We start from the raw sequence: 19,969 nt of genomic DNA, 5'->3' as shown, positions 1-19,969 counted from the left end.
TACCGTTGCGGTCAACAGGTGACCGCCTTTGCATAGCAGGAATATTTTCATGTCGCCTCCAAACGCCAGACCAGACTGGTCAGACGGTCCCGTGCGGCAACCGGTTTCACCCCTTTGGCATCGAAAATATCCCGGTGAATAAAATGACCGGTCAATTGCATACCCTGACGATACTGATCGGCCATCGGGTATTCCCGCGCCGCCTCTGACGCCCTTCTTCCGGCCAAAAAGGCTGGCAAGGGCAGCATTTTGTCGCGATAGGGCATACCAGCCTGTTGTGAAACCGCACGACCACTTTTGGGCGAGACAAAATGCAGACCCGTCACATCGCCGGTTGCGGCACAGCATTGAAATTGCAGGCCATAGCCCAATTCTTCCAAAAGCCCGACTTCCCAGCGGATATAGGACGCCAGCCACTGATCGGTTTTAAGGGCACCAAGCAATGCAACAGTCCCATGATACAGGGCTGTATGGGATTCGCGTTCCGGCAAGGTGATTTCCAAGAGGGAACAAGCCGAACTCAGCGCCAGCAACGGCCCGGGAAACGGTAAAAGATCGGCCGCATGTGCCGCCGTCATTTCACTTTTGAAATGTCCCAGATGTTCAGACAGACGGGCGGACCAGCTTACCCGCACTTCATTGCCCGGTTCCAGTGTCCCACGCAGATTTTTGCCGGTCGCCCCGCGTACCAGTCCGTGGTAGCGGCCATAGTCGCGCGTCAAAACAGACAGACGGACCGAATTTTCACCAAGCTTGTGCGTCGAAAGGACAATGCCATCATCGCGCCAGTCCATAATGCGGTCCTGCCTGTCTGCCGTGTTCAGGCGTTATGGTCCAATCCCCACATGGCAAGCCGGTTGGGATCATCGCCCCAGTTTTCCCGGACTTTCACAAACAGAAACAAATGTACGCGGCGTTCAAAAATATGTTCAAGTTCCTTGCGCGCATCGGTACCCAATGATTTGATTCTCTTGCCATTTTTACCAAGAATGATGGCTTTCTGGCCTTCTCGTTCGACAAAGATGGTTTGTTCCAGCTTGACCGAACCATCCTGTCTTTCTTCCCACAATTCGGTTTCGACCGTTGCAGAATAAGGTAGTTCCTGTTGCAGTTGATAATACAGTTTTTCCCGGGTGATTTCAGCGGCCAGCAACCGAAGCGGCATGTCCGACACATCGTCTTCGGGGAACATCCACGGGCCTTCGGGCATCTTGGCCGCCAGAAAATTGACCAAATCCTGCGTGCCCGAGCCTTTTTTAGCCGAAATCATAAAGACATCGGTAAAAACGCCTGCGGAAAACAGGGCCTGCGATATCCCGAACAGCTTTTCCTTGTCCGGAACACTATCCACCTTGTTTAGCGCCAGCAACGCCTTGCGCTTTTCAGATTTTAACTGATCGACAATCGCCTGAACTTCTTCGGTGATGCCCTGTTCGGCGTCGACCACCAGAACAACGATATCCGCATCATTCGCCCCGCCCCACGCAGCCTTGACCATCGCCCGGTCTAGGCGGCGTTTCGGACGGAAAATACCGGGTGTATCAATAAACACGACTTGCGCGTCATCCACCATGACAATGCCGCGCACCCTGGTGCGGGTGGTTTGCACCTTGGGCGATACAATCGATACCTTGGTGCCAACCAACTGGTTCAGCAAGGTTGACTTGCCAGCATTTGGTGCGCCGACAAGGGCAACAAAACCACAGCGCGGCAGCGTAGTTGCGCGCCCTTCGGTCGCCGGGGCAGGAACCTCATTCATTATTTGACTTATCCAACATTAATTGTGCAGCGATTTGTTCGGCTTCACGTTTTGATTTACCCTCGGCCCGGACCTGAATGCCATCGCTGGTCGTTAGTTCGATGGTAAAAACCGGGGCATGGGCCGGGCCTTCACGGCCCACCATTTCATATTGCGGCAAGGCCTTGCCCTGTCCCTGTAACCATTCCTGCAAGCGCGTCTTGGCGTCTTGCGGCGGTTTTGGGTCTTCGTCCAGCAAAGGCAACCATAATCGTTCAATAAACTGGCGTGCCGGTTCCAACCCGCCATCCAGATAGAGTGCGGCAATCACCGCTTCCATGCAATCGGATAAAATCGCCGGGTTGGCATCTGCACCCGATGCCCGTTCGCCTTTGGCCATCTGGATATGATCGCCAAGTCCGATCTGCACGGCAATCCGCGCCAGCGTTTCGCGCCGTACCAAAGCAACAAACCGTTTGGCCATCGCCCCTTCGCGTTCCCGACCAAACCGGCGATACAGAATTTCGGCGACAACAAGGCCCAACACCCGATCACCCAGAAATTCCAACCGTTCATTGCCGCCGCTCAACGTATCCTTGCCTTTGGCCGCACTGCGATGCGTCAGGGCAATCCGCAGCAAGTCGGGCTGGGCAAAGTCATATCCAAGCGGCAAAACGGAAGGCTCATTTCCGGCCATCAGTTGACCCCTTTGAACAGACGCTCAAAGCGAATGCTGCTGAAATCATAAATCGGTTGACTGCTGTCTTTTGAATAAAACAGGAATTCGGCACGCCCGACCAGATTTTCAAGCGGCACAAACCGGAAGCGCGGCGAAAAGGCGCGACTGTCGGCAGAATTGTCGCGATTGTCGCCCATCATGAAATAATGGTCTGCGGGAACGGTAAACGGATCGGTATTATCACTGGGTCCCTGATCGCCAAAAATTTCCAAAATCGGGTGCATGGTCCCGTTCGGCAGGATTTCCATATATTGCGGAACAGCAATCGCCTGCCCGGTGCCATCGGTCAGAATATAATCCCCGATCCGTTCACGTGGCGCGACAACTCCATTGATATGCAAACGTCCTTCTATCACCTGCACCGTATCGCCGGGCAGACCAATGACACGCTTGATATAATCCTGTGACGGATCGGACGGCAATTTGAATACCACCACATCGCCCTGTTTGGGTTCCGTGGTCAGAATCCGGTTCGGGATCAGCGGCAAGCTGAACGGCAGGCTGTGTTTGGAATATCCATAGGAAAATTTCGACACAAACAGATAATCGCCGACCAGCAAGGACGGGATCATCGACCCGGACGGGATATTAAAGGGTTCATAGGCAAATGTGCGTACAAACAACGCAATGACGACTGCCCAGAAAACGGTCTTGAATGTATCGATGAAACCGCCGGTTTTCTTCTTCTGCACAATCTTTTCCATTCAGGATACAAACCAAATTATCGTTCAAAAAGTTCAATCTGCCGAAATCACGACGACAGCATTGGCCATCGGATATTCATCGGTCAAACTGACATGGACCGATGCACTTTTTCCATCCGGCGTCAGTTCCGTCAACCGTATCAGTGCCCCGTCCGTCAAAACCATATCCGGTTTGCCGCTGGGCTGATGGACAACGCCCATCGTATTATGATGGACACCGCGCCGAAACCCGGTCCCCAATGCCTTGGAACAGGCTTCTTTCGCCGCAAATGACATCGCCAGCGACGAAGCCATGCGATGCGGTCGTCTTTGGGCGCGGGTGATTTCCGTTACGGTGAAAACGCGTTTCAGAAACCGGTCGCCAAACCGCTCAAGCGCTGATTCAATGCGCCGGATATCACATAAATCCGTCCCGATGCCAATAATCATTAATTCTCGCTGTCCTTTTGGCGGGCCATATCCATCAAACGCCGCATTTCTGCAATGCTGTTTTCCAGTCCGGTGAAAATCGCCTCGCCAATCAGGAAATGCCCGATATTGAGTTCGGAAATCTCGACCATCGCCGCCACCGGGCTAACGGTTTCAAAACTTAAACCATGCCCGGCATGCATTTCCAGACCGATGCTGCGGCCATAGGTCACGGCGTCGGCAATCCGCGCCAGTTCATGATCGCGCAGCACACCTGCGGTGGCATCGCAATAGGCCCCGGTATGAATTTCAACCACTGGCGCGCCCAGATGAACGGCAGCATCCAGCTGTTCCTTTGACGCCTCGATAAACAGTGAAACCCGGATTCCGGCATTGCCCAGTTCATGCACGAACCGTTTCAAATGATTATGCCCGCCGACAACATCAAGTCCACCCTCGGTCGTGCGTTCCTCGCGTTTTTCGGGCACGATGCAGGCGGCATGCGGCTTGGATTTCAGGGCGATGGACAACATTTCATCGGTCGCCGCCATTTCAAAATTCAGCGGCAGGTCGATTTCTGCACGTAGCCGCGCAATATCCGGATCGGAAATATGCCGACGATCCTCACGCAGATGGGCGGTAATCCCGTCTGCCCCGGCACGGGCCGCCATCCGGGCGGCGCGCACCGGATCGGGGTGTGGGCCGCCCCGCGCATTCCGGATTGTCGCCACATGATCAATATTCACGCCCAACCGCAATTTTGATGTCATTTCTCGTCGTCTCGTTCCTGTCTGGCATGGCTGATTTTTAGTTTCGCCGCTTCAAGCATCGGTTTGAACCCCCGTCTTTCATGGACCTTCATTCTGCGCAAAATACGGTTATGGCGATAAATCACAACGGCCCGGTATACCGGGAAATAAAACAAGGCCCAAACCACCAGCATCGTCGGAATGCAGCCGATCACCATCGGCCAGATGATATGCACGATACCATCCCACAGAATACCAAGCTGGGTGTGATCCACATCGTCCCAATGCCCAAAAATCAGGCCACCCCCGACATAGTTCAATCCCAGCACGATGAAATCCCACAGGACCGCCATATTGAAATCAATTGCCACCGTCGCCGGATTGATCCCCAAAATCCACAGTCCGGAATGATAAAGCCACAACCAGATGAACGGAAACGTCCACGGGTTACCAACCACTGTCCCCAAAAGCGCGGCGACCATATTGCCCCGCAAAAGAAAGCTTAGCAGAATAGACAGGACAAAATGAAAACCGATAAACGGTGTAAATGATACCGCCGCCCCAACGGCAAACCCGGCAGCAATGCTATAGGGCGATCCGGGCAATCGTGCGACTCGGTGTGCAAAATACCGTGATGACCGCCGCCAGCCACCACGGGGCCAAAGGACATTGCGCAAACGTTGCAGTGATGTCGGTTTTATTCGGCGCTGAAACATAAGAACGTCAAACTGCTGGCAAAACGGGTGAAACCGGCGACAATCCGGGCCTTATGGGTAAGGGCAGAAAACCCGGTTGGCAAGGAAATAGCGCCTGTTACATCTAATTACCAATCATCCCCGCGCCCGCTCGACCGTATTGACCACCGGTGTCGCCCGCAAGGCGGCAATGATGTTGGTCAGATGCCGCACATCAACCACGTCAATATCAATCAACATTTCAAAAAAGTCCTGGGTGCGGTTGGTGAAACGCAGATTGGTGATGTTCCCCAGATTCTTGGCAATCACACTGGTAATTGTGCTCAATGCCCCTTTTTCATGGGCCACCGTCAGGCCCAGCCGCCCGACGAAATGTTCCGGTTCACCCTCATTGTCCCATCCCACATCCAGCCAGCGTTCCGGCTGATCGGCAAAGGTTTCCAGCGTATCGCAATCAATGGTGTGGATCGTCACCCCCTTGCCGGTGGTGACGATGCCAACGATGCGGTCCCCCGGCAACGGGTGACAACATCCGGCATAATGCACGGCCATACCGGGGATCAGCCCCTTGATCGGGATAGCATGGTCCCGCTTGCGATTGCGGGCGCGTTCCAGCGGTACAATCTTGCGCGCTGTTTCCGCATCCTTGGTGCCGGGGAAAACCGCATGAACAATTTCACGCCCAGTATGATTACCCGAACCGACTGCCGCCAAAAGGGAATCAACCGACGGCATCTTGAAAATTTTCAGAACGCCATCGATCGCCTTTTCGGAATATTCATATCCTTCCTGCCGGAAAGCCTTTTGCAAGATCGCCTTGCCCAGATCTTTATACTGTTTTTCCTGCTGCTGACGGATAAAGCGCCGGATCCGGGCCCGCGCCTTGCCCGTCATTACAAAGCGTTCCCATGTCGGATTGGGGGTTTGCGCCTTTGACGTGACGATTTCGACCTGATCGCCGTTATTTAACTGGGTGCGCAACGGCACCATTGCGCCATTGACCTTGGCCCCGACACAGGTATCTCCGATATGGGTGTGGATCATATAGGCGAAATCGACCGGTGTGGCATGTGCCGGCAGGGCAATCACATCACCCTTGGGAGAGAAACAGAAAACCTGATCCTGAAACATAGCCAGTTTGGTATGTTCCAGAAATTCTTCCGGTTCCGAGGCATGTTCCAGAATATCCAGAAGATCACGCAACCAACGATATTGTGTGCCTTCTTTTTGCAAGGCACTGCCCTGCTTGTAGGACCAGTGGGCCGCAACCCCGTTCTCGTTGACTTCGTGCATCTCGCGGGTGCGGATCTGGACCTCGATCCGATGGTTTTCCGGGCCGATCACCGTGGTGTGGATCGACCGGTATCCGTTGGGTTTCGGTGTCGAGATATAATCCTTGAACCGGCCCGGCACCACCTTGTAACCCGCATGCAGATATCCCAGCACTTCGTAGCATTGCGGCATGGTATCGACCAGCACCCGAAACGCCATGATGTCAGACAATTCACCAAAGGTGATGTTCTTGCGCTGCATCTTTTGCCAAATCGAATAGGGCCGTTTTTCCCGGCCATAAATTCTGGCGTTCAAGCCTTCGCCATTAATCGACTTGTCAAGCTGGCTGACAATACGGTCAACCACATTGTCATCTTTAAGCCGCAAGAATTCGAGGCGCGCCATGATCGATCCGCGCGCTTCGGGATTAAGATGCTCGAACGCCAGATCTTCGAGTTCTTCCTTGATATCGTGCATGCCGATGCGTTCGGCCAATGGCGCATAGATTTCAAGGGTTTCAGCCGCAATCCGAACCCGTTTTTCCGGTTTCAAAATATAATGCAACGTCCGCATATTATGCAGACGGTCCGCCAGCTTGACCAGCAACACCCGGATATCTTCGGACATCGCCAAAAGCAGTTTACGGAAATTTTCCGCCTGTTTTGAATCGGCGGATTTCAGTTCGATCTGCGTCAGCTTGGTAACGCCATCCACCAGCTTGAAAATATTGGCCCCGAATAATTTGATGATTTCTTCCGGGGTGGCGTCGGTATCTTCGATAGTGTCATGCAAAAGGGCCGTGATGATGGTATCACAATCCAGCTTGTAATGGGTCAGAATGCCTGCGACTTCAATCGGATGCGAAAAATACGGATCGCCTGATGCGCGTTTCTGCGAACCATGTTTTTGGGTTGCATACACATATGCCCGGTTCAGTGTGGTTTCACACGCATCGGGGTCATATGCTTTGACCCTTTCAACGAGTTCATATTGACGCATCATTCAGGGGCAGCTCCACTCTCTCATCGCAGGGACGCATTTTTGCGTCTTCTCTGAACATAGTATGCAGACAAAAAAAAGCCACGGAAGAGAAATACCGCGGCTTTTTTAATTCATATCGGTTTTGAAACGCGGTCGGATCGCAGCTTATTCGTCGTCTTCGTCTGCGCCCGCTGTCGCGATCACCGGCATGTCTTCGGCAATATCCACCGTCAGTTTCGGACCAAATTCGTCTTCGATATCTTCGGGTTCTTCGCTTTCGACATGGCGTTGCAGACCAGAAACCATGCCATTGCGCAAATCGTCGAAATTAACGGTTTCTTCGGCAATTTCGCGCAGCGCCACGACCGGGTTCTTGTCATTGTCGCGATCAATGGTCAGTTCGGCACCGGCCGAAATGTTGCGCGCACGCTGAGCTGCCAGCATGACAAGCTCAAATCGGTTCGGAATCTTATCGACGCAATCTTCGACGGTTACGCGGGCCATTAACTTCTCCAGAAAATCTTTTTGGGTGTATCCAGACCGGATGTTATAGCGCCGCTTTAACATTGTTGCAACAGCGAAGAACAGCCATTTTACGTGTTATTTGCAGACCTTTTTCAAGGCTTGCACCGGATTTCCTGTTCGCCGGGCAAATCTGCAATCAAATCATCAATATGACGGCCACTGACCGGATGGATCCAATCCGGGGCAACATCGCGCAATGGCAACAACACAAAGGCCCGGTCCGCCATGCGCGGATGGGGAACATGCATGCCGCCCGGTGTCGCAATGACCTCCTGCCGATAGGCAATCAGATCCAGGTCAAGCACCCGCGCCTCATTGCGTTCCCGGCGGGTACGGCCAAATTCGGCTTCAACGTCGTGCAGTCGCGCCAGAACTCCTGCAGGCGGCAGGTGCGTTTCGATCCGCGCCACACCATTGACATACCAAGGCTGATCGGACACCGGCACCGGGGCCGTTTCATAAAAGGGGGATATATCGGCAATAACAATATCCCCGCCATTGGCCAACCGCGCCAATGCTGCACGCAAGGTCGCATCGGGGGCGCCATATTGTACCGTCGGCAAATTGGCTCCCATCGCAATCAGGATCACGGCAGCCGGATCATTCATCAGGCCAGGCTGATATTTTTGCACAGGTCGAAATCCTTTTTACACCGTATAGACCATTTGGAAAAACGCACTATGTAAGGGAGCAGATACCCCTGTCCACGATATTTTCGGCCTTTCCTTGTCACCGATGGCGGGGTACAAACGGAACCGTTGATCTGATTATCGATAGTTTATTTTAAAAACGTTGTTTAAGGAATTTTCCAATGATCTTCTATCCGCAAGAACGGATCGGGTTGTTTATTGACGGCTCCAACCTTTATGCCGCAGCCCGTGCATTGGGTTTTGACATTGATTACAAGCGCTTGCTGGAACTTTTTGCGCAAAAAGGTCAGCTTATTCGCGCCTTTTATTACACCGCCCTGATCGAGGATCAGGAATATTCCCCGATCCGTCCGCTGGTCGATTGGCTTGATTACAACGGTTATACCATGGTCACCAAACCGACCAAGGAATTCACCGATGCCGCCGGCCGTCGCAAGATCAAAGGCAACATGGATATCGAACTGGCCATCGACGTGATGGAAATGGCACAACATCTTGATCATGTTGTTATTTTCTCTGGCGATGGCGATTTCCGTCGACTGGTGGATGCGGTTCAGCGCAAGGGTGTTCGGGTGACCGTAGTGTCTACCGTCAAATCAAATCCGCCGATGGTTGCCGATGAGTTGCGCCGTCAGGCCGATAATTTCATCGAACTGACCGAACTGGAAGGCACCATCGCCCGCAAGGCGCAACAACGCCGCGACGATGACCATCCTGATTTTTCGGGCCATCCTGCCCACCCCGAACTTGATGATGTCGATTTCGAATAATCATCGCGCCCACAAATCCTTAAAAACAGTCAGACCCGCCATGACCGACTTTTTACAACCGGCAGCCGATTGCCCGCTCTGCCCGCGCCTTGTGGAATTTCGCCAGAACAACCAGGTAAAATTTCCCCATTTTCATAACGGGCCCGTGTCGCCCTTTGGGCCATTGAATGCCCGTTTGCTGATCGTCGGTCTTGCGCCGGGGCTGAAAGGCGCCAATGCCACAGGTCGCCCCTTTACTGGCGATTATGCCGGTGATCTTTTATACAGCACTTTGAAAAAATTCGGATTTGCGCGTGGCACCTATGCCAAGCGGCCCGATGACGGGCTGGAACTGATTGATTGCCGCATTACCAATGCCGTTAAATGCGTCCCGCCGGAAAACAAACCAACCGGCGATGAAGCCAATACCTGCCGACCGTTTCTGATCAGTGAATTTGCGGCAATGAAGAATCTTTCGGCCATTCTGTGTCTGGGACAGGTTGCCCATCAAGCGATGGCGCGGACATTTGGGCAAAAGCTGTCCGCCCTGAAATTTTCCCATCAGGCCCGTCACAAAATGGATAACGGCATCACTTTGTTTGATAGCTATCACTGTTCGCGTTACAACACCCAGACCAACCGCCTGACCACCGAGATGTTTGAAAACGTCTTTACCGATATTCGCGCTCATCTGGACCGACATAGTGCCTGACACCGCCCCCTATCCTGACGATCTGTCCGCATCCTTCATCCCGCCGCAGCCGATCGCGGTTTTGCGGGATGTTTTTGGATATGGCAGTTTCCGGGGGCAACAGGCCGAAGTCATCGATCATGTGATCGCAGGAAAGGATGCATTGGTACTGATGCCGACCGGTGGCGGCAAATCATTGTGCTACCAGATTCCGGCCCTGTGCCGCCCCGGTGTTGCGATTGTGGTGTCGCCCCTGATCGCCCTGATGAAGGATCAGGTTGATGCCCTGACGCAATTGGGGGTGAAGGCGGCCTTTATCAATTCGACACTGGCCCCCGATGCGGCCCGCGAAATTGAAATCCGTGCCATCGAAGGCGATATCGATCTTTTGTATGTTGCACCGGAACGGTTTGCCACCGATCGGTTCCTGAACCTTTTGGACCGCATCCGTATAGCCCTGTTTGCCATTGACGAAGCACATTGCGTATCGCAATGGGGGCATGATTTTCGTCCGGAATATCGCCGTCTGGATTTACTGCCGACCCGTTATCCGCATGTGCCACGCATTGCCCTGACGGCAACCGCCGACACCCCGACCCGCAAGGACATCGCCGAAAGCCTGCATTTAACCGGGGCAAGGTGTTTTCTGACCGGGTTTGACCGACCCAACATTACCTATCGCATCGAAACCAAAGGCAATGCCAAACAACGTCTGTTGTCATTCCTGAATCGCGAACATCCCGAAGATGCCGGGATTGTCTATTGCCTGTCGCGGCGAAAAACCGAAGACATCGCGCAATGGCTGACCGAAAATGGTCGCCCGGCCCTACCCTATCATGCCGGATTACCTCAGGAAGTCCGTCAAAATCATCAGGACCGGTTTTTGAAAGAAGACGGCCTGATCATTTGTGCAACCGTCGCCTTTGGCATGGGAATTGACAAACCCAATGTGCGCTTTGTCGCCCACCTTAATTTGCCCAAAAGCATGGAAGCCTATTATCAGGAAACCGGGCGCGCCGGTCGTGACGGGCTTCCGGCCAATGCCTGGATGAATTATGATTTGTCCGACATCGTATCGATCCGCAGCATGTTGTCATCATCGGATGCACCCGACAGCCAGAAACGGATTGAATCGCGCAAGCTTGATGCGCTGGTCGGTCTTGCCGAAACCATAACTTGCCGCCGACAGGTGATTTTATCCTATTTTGGTGAAACCCTGCCGGAACCCTGTGGCAATTGTGATACCTGCTTGGAACCAGTCGAAACATGGGATGCGACCGATGCCGCACGCAAGGCATTATCGGCGGTTTATCGTACCGGGCAACGGTTTGGCCCGGCCCATATCATTGATGTTCTGACCGGTCGGCAGACCGAAAAAATCCGTCAGAACAATCATGACAAAACCACGGTTTATGGTATCGGCAAGGATATCGCCCAACCGCAATGGCGGTCGGTGTTCCGACAATTGCTGGCGATGGATTATTTGCAGGTCGATGTCGAAGGACATGGCGGGATTTATCTGACCGACACTTGTCGTCCGGTATTGCGCGGAGAAAAAACCGTGCAGATGCGCCTTGATCCGGGCGAAAGCAAACGCACGACAACCCGCCGCCTGCGGGATTTTGACACCAATTTCGATACCGAAGAAGATCGCGATTTGTGGGAACGCCTGCGCAGCCTGCGCCGCGAACTGGCCAGCCAGCAAAATGTCCCGCCTTATGTGATTTTCAGTGATCGCACCTTGTGGGAAATGGTCCGTTTCAAGCCGCGCAATCTGGATGACATGTCATCGATCAATGGCGTCGGCGTAAAAAAACTTGACCAATATGGTCTGGCTTTCCTTGATGTCATGGATGGCCGTCGCTGATCACGGTCGAGAAAGCGCGATGTCGATGGCATCCCAAATTACCGGATCATCCGGTGTGACCCGTGTTGCAAAACTGGCGACCAGATCGCCATTCGGCCCCACCAGATATTTATGGAAATTCCATTTCGGGGCCTGATCTTCGCCCAACTCGGCGCGGGCCCATTGATAAAACGGATGAGCATCCGCTCCGCTCACCTTTTCACGGGTGGTCATCGGAAAATCCACATCAAAATTGACATCGCAGAAGTCCTTGATTTCGGCCTCTGACTCATATTCCTGCCCGCCAAAATCCCCGGACGGTACGCCCAGAACGACCAGTCCCTGTTCACGCCGTTGGCTCCACAGCGCTTGAAGGGCGGTATATTGCCGAGTAAAACCACAAAACGATGCGGTATTCACCACCAGAACCGCCTTGCCGCGATACTGCGAAAGGGCAAAATCGCCGCCATCAATCGATGAAAATGTAAACTGATGGGCATTCATCGGGGCCTCTTGCGCAGTGGCGGGCATTATTGCGGAAAAGGTCATGATACAAGCCCCGATCAGGATTGCTGGTTTAACCATAACGTTCCTCCGCCCAGGGTTCTGCATTGTTATGATAGCCGCGCACTTCCCAAAATCCCGGATGGTCGGTCTCAGAAAAACTGATTTTTCGAATCCATTTCGCGCTTTTCCAGAAATAAAGTTTGGGAATCACGACACGCACCGGCCCGCCATGTTCGGCGGTAATCGGCTGATCTTCCCAATGATGGGCCAGCAACACATCGTCATCGAGAAACTGGTCGATCCGCACATTGGTCGTGTACCCGTCATGCGCGGTGAACAGGACATGCTTTGCCGCCGCCGTCGGGCGCACCAGACCGGTAAGTGCATGTGCCGATACACCCTGCCAGTGATTATCGTATCGCGACCAACTGGTGACACAATGAATATCGCTTTTATCATACATGGCAGGCAGGCGTAGCACCCCATCCATATCCAGCATCACCGGATTTTCCACTTCGCCATCAATGGTCAGACGAAATTCATCGGGCGTGATTTGCGGTGTAATACCCAGATCCAGTACCGGCCAATCTTTCACCTGACGTTGCCCCGGCGGCAATCGGTTTTCCTTGTCAGGGTCGGTGACACCGGTCAGAAGACGGCCATTTTCGGCCCATTTCTGTTTGGCCTCAATCAGTTTTTGCTTGATCTTGCCGCTAAACCCGTTGGCCATGCTGCCCCTCCTGTTCCTGTGTCATACGGAAAATGGCGCAGACACGTTCACCCTGTCTGCGCCATTTATGATGCCTTACCCGGAAATCAAGCCTGATCGCAGGGTTGTGACATGGTATTCAGCCATGATCGCGCAGGATTCGTGCCTTGTCACGTTGCCAGTCACGTTCCTTGACGGCATCGCGTTTGTCGGATTTCTTCTTGCCTTCGGCAATCGCAATTTCGATTTTGGCGATGCCCCGGTCATTGAAATAGATTTTGACCGGCACCAGCGTAATGCCCTTGCGGCCAACCGCATCCGACAGCCTGATTACCTCGCGTTTGCGCAACAATAATTTGCGTGGACGGCGTTCTTCATGCCCGAACGCCATCTTGCTTTGATATTCAGGAATATAGGCATTGATCAGCCAGATTTCGCCATTTTTTGGTTCGGCATAGGATTCCTGAATGTTGCCCTTGCCTGCCCGCAAGGATTTCACCTCGGTGCCCTGCAAAACCAGTCCCGCCTCGAATGTTTCCGTCAGGAAATAATCAAAACGGGCACGGCGGTTCTGCGCCACAACCTTGTTCGTCGTTATCGTCTCTTTTTTCGTCGCCATCACAAAAACTTACAGGCCGCACCTGTCCTGATCAAGACAGGATGCCGGCATTCCGCAACGCGGTTTCCACACGCTGCTTTGATTCATCGGCGATTTCGACCATCGGCAGTCGCATATGCGATCCACACAACCCCAAAAGCTCGGCGGCATATTTTACCGGCCCCGGATTGCCTTCACAGAACATCGCCTTGTGCACCGGCATCAGCCGGTAATTCAATTGCTGTGCGCGCGCGATATCACCGGCCTGCCATGCCGCATGCAAATCCGAACACAGTTTCGGGGCAATATTGGCCGTCACCGAAATGCAGCCATGACCGCCCTGTGCCAGAAAGGCAAGGATCGTGGCATCTTCGCCCGAAAGTTGGCAAAAATCAGGGCCTGCCGCCAGACGGGTCAAGGCTGGACGTTCCAGATCGCTGGTGGCGTCCTTGACCCCGACGATGCGCGGTAATTTCGCCAGTTGCGCCATGGTATCGACTGACATGTCGATCACTGAACGGCCCGGAATATTATAAATAATAATCGGAATGTCGGTGGCGTCATGTATCGCCTTGTAATGTGCAAACAGGCCGCGCTGGCTGGGCTTGTTATAATAAGGTGTCACAACAAGCGCAGCATCGGCCCCGGCATTCTGGGCATGACGGGTCAGCGAAATCGCCTCGACCGTTGAATTGGAACCGGTACCGGCAATCACCGGGCCACGCCCCTTGGCAACTTCGAGGGTCAATTCGACCACACGATGATGTTCGGCATGGCTGAGAGTCGGTGACTCTCCGGTAGTGCCAACCGGCACAACCCCCGTCGTTCCCTGTTTAAGTTGCCAATCCACAAAAGACAGGAACGCTTTTTCGTCGATCGCACCATTCGGCGTGAATGGGGTGATCAAAGCGGTAATCGAACCTTTAAACATCGATATCTCCAAATCTTGGCGTGGATTAAAGCGGAGGCGAAAATAGCCGCTGTTCGGCAATACGGCAAGCACCAGAACGCATATGATGCAGACTGTTTGGCATTTGACCATTTCACTGCCATAATACGTATGGTCTTGAGCGTTTTTCGCCCGGGGACATAAGGGGTTTTATTCGATGGCGTTTCCTATATCCGGTCGGCTTTCTATCTGTGCTGCCGTCCTTGGTGCATCTTTTTTTCTCGCAGGCCCGGCAAGTGCGGCACAGGAAGAATCGCCGTTGCTGATCGCACCGCCGTCACCGGCATTTTCCAGTATCAGCCGGGCACGCCTGAACGTCTTTCTTGCCGCTCTTGAACAGGGCAGCACCAAAAAGGTGCAACAATTTCTTCCGGCCTTTGATGACCCCCTGATGCAAAAGGCGATTGAGTGGATGTGGCTGGTCAGCCCCAATTCCGGGCGGTCCTTTGCCGAAATCACCCATTTCATCGACGCCAACCCAACATGGCCCAGTCAGGCACTTTTACGCCAGCGTGCAGAAGAAGTCATGACCGATGCCGTGCCTGATGCAGACATTCTGGAGTGGTTCAAGCGATCCTCGCCGGTGACGGCTGATGGCGCTACCCGCCAGATTTCGGCATTGCTCTCTGCCGGTCAGGAAGAAGCCGCCATTCAGCTGATCACCCATAGCTGGGTGCATGAAAATTTCGGCTCTGGTCAGGAAAAACGTTTCATTGACCGCTATGGCAAATATATCGATCAAACCGTCTATCAGCAGCGACTTGACCGCCTGTTGTGGGAAGGCCGAACCGGCCCTGCCGAACGCACGATGAAGTATGTCAACGAGGATTACCGCCGTCTGGCACTGGCGCGCATGGCCCTGCGGGCCGATGCCGGGGGGGTGGATGGTGCCCTTGCCCGCGTTCCTCAGAAATATCAGAATGATCCCGGCCTTGTGTATGAACGGGTTCGCTGGCGGCGCATCAAGGGGCGCGATCAGGAAGCCCGTGATATGCTTCTGAATCAGGCCAATGACCTTGCCTATATTTCCATCCGTCCTGAATACTGGTGGCTTGAAAAGGCCATTCTTTCGCGGCGCGCCTTGCAAAAAGGTCACATCACCGACGCCTATCAGCTGGTTGCCAATCACGGGCAGACCCAGGCGGCCGATATTGCCGATGCCGAATGGCTTGCAGGCTGGATTGCGCTGCAATTCCTTGGGGATTCGCGCATTGCCTTGGCGCATTTCCAAAACCTGTACGAAGTTGTCCAGTTTCCCATCAGCAAATCGCGCGGGGCCTATTGGGCAGGACGTGCGAGCAAGGCAGCTGGGGATAGTCAACAGGCACAGGAATGGTTCCAGATCGCGGCAACCCATGCCCATACCTATTATGGGCAACTGGCCAATGATGAATTGGGCGGGGCCATCAGTTATTCCGTTGAACAGCCTGTTCCAACCCCGGAACAACGGGATGAATTCGAGAAAAATGAACTGACAATTGTTTCGCGCACGCTGGGCAATATGGGGCTTGGTAATGTGATCCGGCCATTTGTCATGGCGCTTGTCGAACAGGGCAACAGCCCGGAAATGCTGGCAATGGCCACTGAAATGGCGCGGGAATATGGCCGCACCGATCTGGCCGTGCTGGCGGCAAAGCGTGGTATTCAATCTGGCGGGGCATATCTTGATGCCGCCTACCCGGTCCATGATCTGGTGCCGCTGGGCAAAAAACCTGACCCCGGTCTTGTCCATGCCATCATCCGGCAGGAAAGCCTGTTCAGCACAACCGCCGTTTCCCATGCCGGCGCACGCGGTCTGATGCAAATCATGCCTGCGACAGCGGTGCGGTTGGCGCAATCGCTGAAACTTGATTACGAAGTTGACCGCCTGACCGAAGATCCGGCGTTTAACATTCAGTTGGGTCGGGAATATCTGTCATGGCTTCTGGATCGCTGGAATGGCGAGGAAATCCTGACGATTGCCTCTTACAACGCCGGACCGACACGGGTGCGCGAATGGATCAATGAATATGGGGATCCACGCGACCCGGATGTCGATGCCATCGACTGGATCGAGATGATCCCCTATAAGGAAACCCGCAATTATGTTCAGCGCGTGCTGGAAGGCACCTATGTCTATCGTCGCCGCTTTGCCCGCGACGAAGTCGCGATGAACACCGAAGAAGAGTAACGTTCACGGCAACAATCAGGAGGCAAGAACACATGTCCGAGAACGTATTTTCGTCCTGCCGCGCATTCGTATTCGATGCTTATGGTACCCTGTTTGATGTGGGATCGGCTGTTGCCCATCACCGCAGCCGCATTGGCAACGAGGCCGACCGCCTTTCGACCCTGTGGCGACAAAAACAGCTTGAATACACCTGGTTGCGATCATTGATGGGCGATTTTGTCGATTTCTGGTCGGTCACCGGGGATTCTCTGGACTACGCCATGGCGGCCACCGGGCGCACCGACCCTGCCCTGCGGGCGAAATTGATGGAAACCTATCTGTCTCTGGATATTTTTCCCGATGTTACCGCCACCCTGACCTCTTTGAAAGAACGCGGTCACAAGATTGCCATCCTGTCCAACGGGGCACGGCATATGCTGATTTCGGCGGCAAAGGCATCGGGCATTTTACCGCTTCTTGACGCCATTCTATGCGTTGATGACATCAAAACCTATAAACCACACCCGACTGTTTACAAACTTGCGTCCGATGCACTTGAACTTGATCCCGGTGAAATTGCCTTTCAGTCGTCCAATGGCTGGGATATTGCAGGAGCCGGGCATTACGGTTTTAAAACCGCATGGATCAACCGGGCGCAACAACCGGTCGAAATGCTGTCCTATCAGGCCGATGCCACATTATCGCAACTTGATGAATTATTGCCGCTGATCGGCCAATCATCCTGATCTGTTATCTGGCAAAGAAAAGAGGCGGTCTGCAAAACAGGCCGCCTCTTTGATATTCTGGTCTGCAATCATCTGTCTTACGACAGCTTTATGTCTTTCTTGACATTGGATGCAACAATTTGTCCGGCCTGAATCACGGTCAAACCACCTTCTTCGGCCATCGCGCTTTCAACGCGGCGACAGTGACCTTCAAGATGGGCACCCGGTTCGATCGACAGGCTTTCATGCAGAATATCGCCAATTACCTTGGCGCTATCGGCCAGTGACACATCCTTGGCTCGTATCTGACCATGAATGGTGCCACAAACGCGAATACGGTCCGCAACGATCTCGCCGCGAACTTCGCCTGTTTGACCAATGGTAAGATTGCGTGTCCGGATGTCGCCATCGACAAATCCATCGACCTGCACATCGGAATCCGAAATCAGATCCCCCGATACGCGCAGATCGGCATTGATGATTGACAGGCCTCCCTTGGCAGAAGAACCTGATGCATGGGTCGTGCTTTTAGTTGTCTGTGTTGTTTTGCTCGGCTTTGAAAACATAGCGTCCCGCCTCAATAAACTTGATGGGATCAACCTCCTTGCCGTTCACCAGCACCTCGTAATGCACATGGCTGCCGGTACTGCGACCCGAGGTTCCCATCAATGCGATTTTATCCCGATAATTCAAATCCTGACCCTTCTTGACGAGGATCTTGTTAAGATGGGCGTATCTGGTTGTGATGCCGCCCCCATGGTCTATATCGACCATTTTTCCGTATGTTTCGCTCCAGCCCGCAAAGGTAACCTTGCCCGGACCAGTCGAATAGATCGGCGTTTTCAGGGGGGCCGCAAGATCCACCCCAGAATGATAGGCCCATTTGTTGTTGAACGGGTCCTTGCGTTTGCCAAACAGGCTTGACACATAATAAGTGTCTGCCGGGTCGCCTAGCGGCATGCGCTTGATCACATTTTGTAAACTGGCAAGCTGGTTCATGCGGCTGCCAACAGCAAGAGCCGCATTCAAAAACACTTCGTCTTCCGGTGTTTCCGGGCGAAATTCGATAAAAGGTCCGCCAACACCGGGCGGTGAAACATCGTCAAAAGAGTCGCCAAGCAGCGATTCAACCGGCAAGCCCGTCATTTTCAAAACGGATTCAAGTTCGGAAATCGAACTGTCAGCATGCTCGGCCACACGCTCCATCGCCTGTTTTTGCACCGTATGCAGATCGACAATTCTTTGTCTGGCGTCGGCAAGGTCGCGCTGAAGGTTTTTGCTGCGTTCAACCGCCTGATCGCGTTCACGCATCACCCGTGACATCACGGTTTCAACCGTTTCCAGTTCATCGCGCAATGCCAGATTGCGGTTGGTAATACCGTCGATTTGTTGCTGCAAGGCCCCCATCTGGTTATCCATTGAGGTGCGCAGAACTGAAATCCGGACTTTTTCTTTCTCGCTGTCGGCCAGCTTGACGCTGAAATCCTGAACGCGGGCCTGAAGACGCTGATTGGTTTCGGCCATCTGCAACAGATTGCGATGGGTGCCTTCGATCTGGGTGGTAATTTCGCCAAACCGGCGCTGGCTTTCGGTAACGCGATTGATCAGTTCGTTATAGGCCAGTTCGCTGCGGAACAATTGTTCTTCACGCAGACTGAGCCTTTGATCCATATACCAAGAATATCCGGTAACACCCACCGTCCACGTCAAGACCATCGCCCCGATGATCGTCAGGGCTAATTGTTTGAATTTCCCAAAGCGTAACTGGATGACGGCATCGTTCGACCGGACCAGAACCTCGCGGTAAGGAAACCATTTATCAATACGGCGGCGAATGCGTGTCAGCACCGACATCTGCGCGTCTTACCCCTACTACCCGTGTCACAATGACAATTATCAACCCACACACTCTTGATTTTAACCAGCGTCCCCCATATCGCAATCAGAGCGATCCAGAGCCAGTCATCTATTTTTCTTTACGCTACCTGTTACGCAGCAATCAGGCAAGCCCGTTAACGCAAGATTAATCGCAAAAAAGCACCCGTTTCAATCTTGCTTGTGTTAGTTGGAAGAAACAGCCCCTTCTCACAATCAGAAAATCCATGCGCATTTCCCAACTTGCCCTCACCATTGCCGCCACATGGTTTTACAGTGGCAAGTTTCCCAAAGCCCCCGGAACCATGGGGTCACTGGCGGCCCTGCCCCTTGGCTGGATTCTTGCCCTTTATGGCACGCCTTGGCTTTTCGGGGCGGCGGCAATCCTGTTTCTGATCGGCCTTTATGTATCGCATCATTACAGCAAAATGATCGGACAACACGATGCCGGGGAAATCGTCATTGACGAGGTGGTTGGCCAATGGCTGTGTCTGTTGCCCTTGCCGCTGATCGGTGAAATTTCCGATCTTGGTTGGCTGCTTGCCGGATTCGTTCTGTTTCGTATTTTTGATATTCTCAAGCCCTGGCCAATTGGCTGGGTTGATCGCCGGGTCAGTGGCGGGATGGGAATCATGCTGGATGATGTTCTGGCTGGATTGTTTGGGATGGGGGTTCTCATTGTCGCACGCCTGTTGATCGGGGGATTCTGA

At 53.5% G+C, this 19,969-nt stretch carries 22 protein-coding genes; 6 read left to right on the top strand and 16 right to left on the bottom strand.

Annotated elements, in window-relative coordinates; all coding sequences use genetic code 11:
* Positions 1 to 47 precede the first annotated feature (47 nt).
* From recO to folK, 10 genes are all read right to left on the bottom strand, one after another.
* Positions 48 to 794, bottom strand: a complete 747-nt coding sequence (gene recO, locus Q8O73_RS06950; RefSeq protein WP_305556788.1) for a DNA repair protein RecO — start codon at positions 792 to 794, stop codon at positions 48 to 50.
* Positions 795 to 820: 26 nt separating this feature from the next.
* A complete protein-coding gene (gene era / locus Q8O73_RS06945) occupies positions 821 to 1,759 on the bottom strand; it encodes a GTPase Era (RefSeq protein WP_305556786.1) in 939 nt (312 codons plus the stop codon).
* Positions 1,752 to 2,435 (bottom strand): ribonuclease III, encoded by a 684-nt coding sequence (gene rnc, locus Q8O73_RS06940; RefSeq protein WP_305556784.1) that lies wholly within the window; start codon positions 2,433 to 2,435, stop codon positions 1,752 to 1,754. The genes era and rnc overlap by 8 nt, the downstream gene beginning before the upstream one ends.
* Positions 2,435 to 3,169, bottom strand: a complete 735-nt coding sequence (lepB, locus tag Q8O73_RS06935; RefSeq protein WP_305556782.1) for a signal peptidase I — start codon at positions 3,167 to 3,169, stop codon at positions 2,435 to 2,437. The genes rnc and lepB overlap by 1 nt, the downstream gene beginning before the upstream one ends.
* Positions 3,170 to 3,214: 45 nt before the next feature.
* Positions 3,215 to 3,610 (bottom strand): holo-ACP synthase, encoded by a 396-nt coding sequence (acpS, locus tag Q8O73_RS06930; RefSeq protein WP_305556780.1) that lies wholly within the window; start codon positions 3,608 to 3,610, stop codon positions 3,215 to 3,217.
* Positions 3,610 to 4,359 (bottom strand): pyridoxine 5'-phosphate synthase, encoded by a 750-nt coding sequence (locus Q8O73_RS06925; protein ID WP_305556779.1) that lies wholly within the window; start codon positions 4,357 to 4,359, stop codon positions 3,610 to 3,612. The genes acpS and Q8O73_RS06925 overlap by 1 nt, the downstream gene beginning before the upstream one ends.
* Entirely contained in the window at positions 4,356 to 5,054 is a 699-nt protein-coding gene (locus Q8O73_RS06920) for a DUF2062 domain-containing protein (protein ID WP_305556777.1), read from the bottom strand. Before Q8O73_RS06920 ends, Q8O73_RS06925 begins: the two co-directional genes overlap by 4 nt.
* Positions 5,055 to 5,168: 114 nt before the next feature.
* Positions 5,169 to 7,307, bottom strand: a complete 2,139-nt coding sequence (locus Q8O73_RS06915; protein ID WP_305556775.1) for a bifunctional (p)ppGpp synthetase/guanosine-3',5'-bis(diphosphate) 3'-pyrophosphohydrolase — start codon at positions 7,305 to 7,307, stop codon at positions 5,169 to 5,171.
* Between the two features lie 144 nt (positions 7,308 to 7,451).
* A complete protein-coding gene (rpoZ, locus tag Q8O73_RS06910) occupies positions 7,452 to 7,790 on the bottom strand; it encodes a DNA-directed RNA polymerase subunit omega (protein WP_305556773.1) in 339 nt (112 codons plus the stop codon).
* 113 nt (positions 7,791 to 7,903) lie between these two features.
* Positions 7,904 to 8,443: a 2-amino-4-hydroxy-6-hydroxymethyldihydropteridine diphosphokinase gene (gene folK / locus Q8O73_RS06905; RefSeq protein WP_371135051.1), complete on the bottom strand. Its 540-nt coding sequence runs from the start codon at positions 8,441 to 8,443 to the stop codon at positions 7,904 to 7,906.
* A gap of 179 nt (positions 8,444 to 8,622) precedes the next feature.
* Here folK and Q8O73_RS06900 point away from each other — a divergent pair, with 179 nt between their 5' ends.
* From Q8O73_RS06900 to recQ, 3 genes are read left to right on the top strand one after another with little or no spacing between them, the layout of a single operon-like run.
* Positions 8,623 to 9,231 carry an NYN domain-containing protein gene (locus Q8O73_RS06900; protein ID WP_305556771.1) on the top strand — a complete coding sequence of 203 codons (609 nt, stop codon included), beginning with the start codon at positions 8,623 to 8,625 and terminating at the stop codon, positions 9,229 to 9,231.
* 40 nt (positions 9,232 to 9,271) lie between these two features.
* Positions 9,272 to 9,922: a uracil-DNA glycosylase gene (locus Q8O73_RS06895; protein WP_305556768.1), complete on the top strand. Its 651-nt coding sequence runs from the start codon at positions 9,272 to 9,274 to the stop codon at positions 9,920 to 9,922.
* Positions 9,915 to 11,768, top strand: coding sequence for a DNA helicase RecQ (gene recQ, locus Q8O73_RS06890; protein WP_305556765.1), 1,854 nt, complete (start codon positions 9,915 to 9,917; stop codon positions 11,766 to 11,768). The genes Q8O73_RS06895 and recQ overlap by 8 nt, the downstream gene beginning before the upstream one ends.
* Here the strand turns inward: recQ and Q8O73_RS06885 are convergent, their stop codons facing one another.
* The 4 genes from Q8O73_RS06885 to dapA form a co-directional block, all read right to left on the bottom strand.
* Positions 11,769 to 12,332, bottom strand: coding sequence for a glutathione peroxidase (locus Q8O73_RS06885; protein ID WP_305556762.1), 564 nt, complete (start codon positions 12,330 to 12,332; stop codon positions 11,769 to 11,771).
* Positions 12,325 to 12,984 (bottom strand): sulfite oxidase-like oxidoreductase, encoded by a 660-nt coding sequence (locus tag Q8O73_RS06880; protein ID WP_305556760.1) that lies wholly within the window; start codon positions 12,982 to 12,984, stop codon positions 12,325 to 12,327. Before Q8O73_RS06880 ends, Q8O73_RS06885 begins: the two co-directional genes overlap by 8 nt.
* A gap of 118 nt (positions 12,985 to 13,102) precedes the next feature.
* On the bottom strand, positions 13,103 to 13,582 hold the full coding sequence (gene smpB / locus Q8O73_RS06875; protein ID WP_305556758.1) for an SsrA-binding protein SmpB: 480 nt from the start codon (positions 13,580 to 13,582) through the stop codon (positions 13,103 to 13,105).
* Positions 13,583 to 13,613: 31 nt separating this feature from the next.
* Positions 13,614 to 14,492, bottom strand: a complete 879-nt coding sequence (gene dapA / locus Q8O73_RS06870; RefSeq protein ID WP_305556757.1) for a 4-hydroxy-tetrahydrodipicolinate synthase — start codon at positions 14,490 to 14,492, stop codon at positions 13,614 to 13,616.
* Between the two features lie 175 nt (positions 14,493 to 14,667).
* On the opposite strand from dapA, the gene Q8O73_RS06865 reads away from it, so the two are divergent.
* On the top strand, positions 14,668 to 16,680 hold the full coding sequence (locus tag Q8O73_RS06865) for a lytic transglycosylase domain-containing protein (RefSeq protein WP_305556755.1): 2,013 nt from the start codon (positions 14,668 to 14,670) through the stop codon (positions 16,678 to 16,680).
* Between the two features lie 32 nt (positions 16,681 to 16,712).
* A complete protein-coding gene (locus Q8O73_RS06860; protein ID WP_305556754.1) occupies positions 16,713 to 17,405 on the top strand; it encodes a haloacid dehalogenase type II in 693 nt (230 codons plus the stop codon).
* Between the two features lie 77 nt (positions 17,406 to 17,482).
* Here Q8O73_RS06860 and Q8O73_RS06855 read toward each other — a convergent pair whose 3' ends face one another.
* Positions 17,483 to 17,950, bottom strand: coding sequence for a polymer-forming cytoskeletal protein (locus tag Q8O73_RS06855; RefSeq protein ID WP_305556753.1), 468 nt, complete (start codon positions 17,948 to 17,950; stop codon positions 17,483 to 17,485).
* Complete coding sequence (locus Q8O73_RS06850; protein ID WP_305556752.1) at positions 17,913 to 19,238, bottom strand: M23 family metallopeptidase; 1,326 nt, start codon at positions 19,236 to 19,238, stop codon at positions 17,913 to 17,915. The genes Q8O73_RS06855 and Q8O73_RS06850 overlap by 38 nt, the downstream gene beginning before the upstream one ends.
* 248 nt (positions 19,239 to 19,486) lie before the next feature.
* Here Q8O73_RS06850 and Q8O73_RS06845 point away from each other — a divergent pair, with 248 nt between their 5' ends.
* On the top strand, positions 19,487 to 19,969 hold the full coding sequence (locus Q8O73_RS06845) for a phosphatidylglycerophosphatase A (RefSeq protein ID WP_305556750.1): 483 nt from the start codon (positions 19,487 to 19,489) through the stop codon (positions 19,967 to 19,969).

Origin of the sequence: Thalassospira sp. (assembly GCF_030690045.1) — a bacterium.
GTDB lineage: Bacteria > Pseudomonadota > Alphaproteobacteria > Rhodospirillales > Thalassospiraceae > Thalassospira.
The sequence above is the reverse complement of the archived record's forward strand: the minus strand, read 5'-3'. Positions and strand labels throughout refer to the sequence as shown.

What these genes read in the sequence shown, in the direction of transcription:
- Q8O73_RS06860 (WP_305556754.1), top strand. Translation starts at nt 16,713, where the DNA reads ATGTCCGAGAACGTATTTTCGTCCTGCCGCGCATTCGTATTCGATGCT.
- era (WP_305556786.1), bottom strand. Translation starts at nt 1,759, where the DNA reads ATGAATGAGGTTCCTGCCCCGGCGACCGAAGGGCGCGCAACTACGCTG.
- smpB (WP_305556758.1), bottom strand. Translation starts at nt 13,582, where the DNA reads ATGGCGACGAAAAAAGAGACGATAACGACGAACAAGGTTGTGGCGCAG.
- Q8O73_RS06920 (WP_305556777.1), bottom strand. Translation starts at nt 5,054, where the DNA reads ATGTTTCAGCGCCGAATAAAACCGACATCACTGCAACGTTTGCGCAAT.
- Q8O73_RS06885 (WP_305556762.1), bottom strand. Translation starts at nt 12,332, where the DNA reads ATGGTTAAACCAGCAATCCTGATCGGGGCTTGTATCATGACCTTTTCC.
- Q8O73_RS06925 (WP_305556779.1), bottom strand. Translation starts at nt 4,359, where the DNA reads ATGACATCAAAATTGCGGTTGGGCGTGAATATTGATCATGTGGCGACA.
- Q8O73_RS06850 (WP_305556752.1), bottom strand. Translation starts at nt 19,238, where the DNA reads ATGTCGGTGCTGACACGCATTCGCCGCCGTATTGATAAATGGTTTCCT.
- Q8O73_RS06845 (WP_305556750.1), top strand. Translation starts at nt 19,487, where the DNA reads ATGCGCATTTCCCAACTTGCCCTCACCATTGCCGCCACATGGTTTTAC.
- Q8O73_RS06865 (WP_305556755.1), top strand. Translation starts at nt 14,668, where the DNA reads ATGGCGTTTCCTATATCCGGTCGGCTTTCTATCTGTGCTGCCGTCCTT.
- Q8O73_RS06880 (WP_305556760.1), bottom strand. Translation starts at nt 12,984, where the DNA reads ATGGCCAACGGGTTTAGCGGCAAGATCAAGCAAAAACTGATTGAGGCC.
- Q8O73_RS06855 (WP_305556753.1), bottom strand. Translation starts at nt 17,950, where the DNA reads ATGTTTTCAAAGCCGAGCAAAACAACACAGACAACTAAAAGCACGACC.
- dapA (WP_305556757.1), bottom strand. Translation starts at nt 14,492, where the DNA reads ATGTTTAAAGGTTCGATTACCGCTTTGATCACCCCATTCACGCCGAAT.
- acpS (WP_305556780.1), bottom strand. Translation starts at nt 3,610, where the DNA reads ATGATTATTGGCATCGGGACGGATTTATGTGATATCCGGCGCATTGAA.
- rpoZ (WP_305556773.1), bottom strand. Translation starts at nt 7,790, where the DNA reads ATGGCCCGCGTAACCGTCGAAGATTGCGTCGATAAGATTCCGAACCGA.
- recO (WP_305556788.1), bottom strand. Translation starts at nt 794, where the DNA reads ATGGACTGGCGCGATGATGGCATTGTCCTTTCGACGCACAAGCTTGGT.
- rnc (WP_305556784.1), bottom strand. Translation starts at nt 2,435, where the DNA reads ATGGCCGGAAATGAGCCTTCCGTTTTGCCGCTTGGATATGACTTTGCC.
- Q8O73_RS06915 (WP_305556775.1), bottom strand. Translation starts at nt 7,307, where the DNA reads ATGATGCGTCAATATGAACTCGTTGAAAGGGTCAAAGCATATGACCCC.
- Q8O73_RS06900 (WP_305556771.1), top strand. Translation starts at nt 8,623, where the DNA reads ATGATCTTCTATCCGCAAGAACGGATCGGGTTGTTTATTGACGGCTCC.
- Q8O73_RS06895 (WP_305556768.1), top strand. Translation starts at nt 9,272, where the DNA reads ATGACCGACTTTTTACAACCGGCAGCCGATTGCCCGCTCTGCCCGCGC.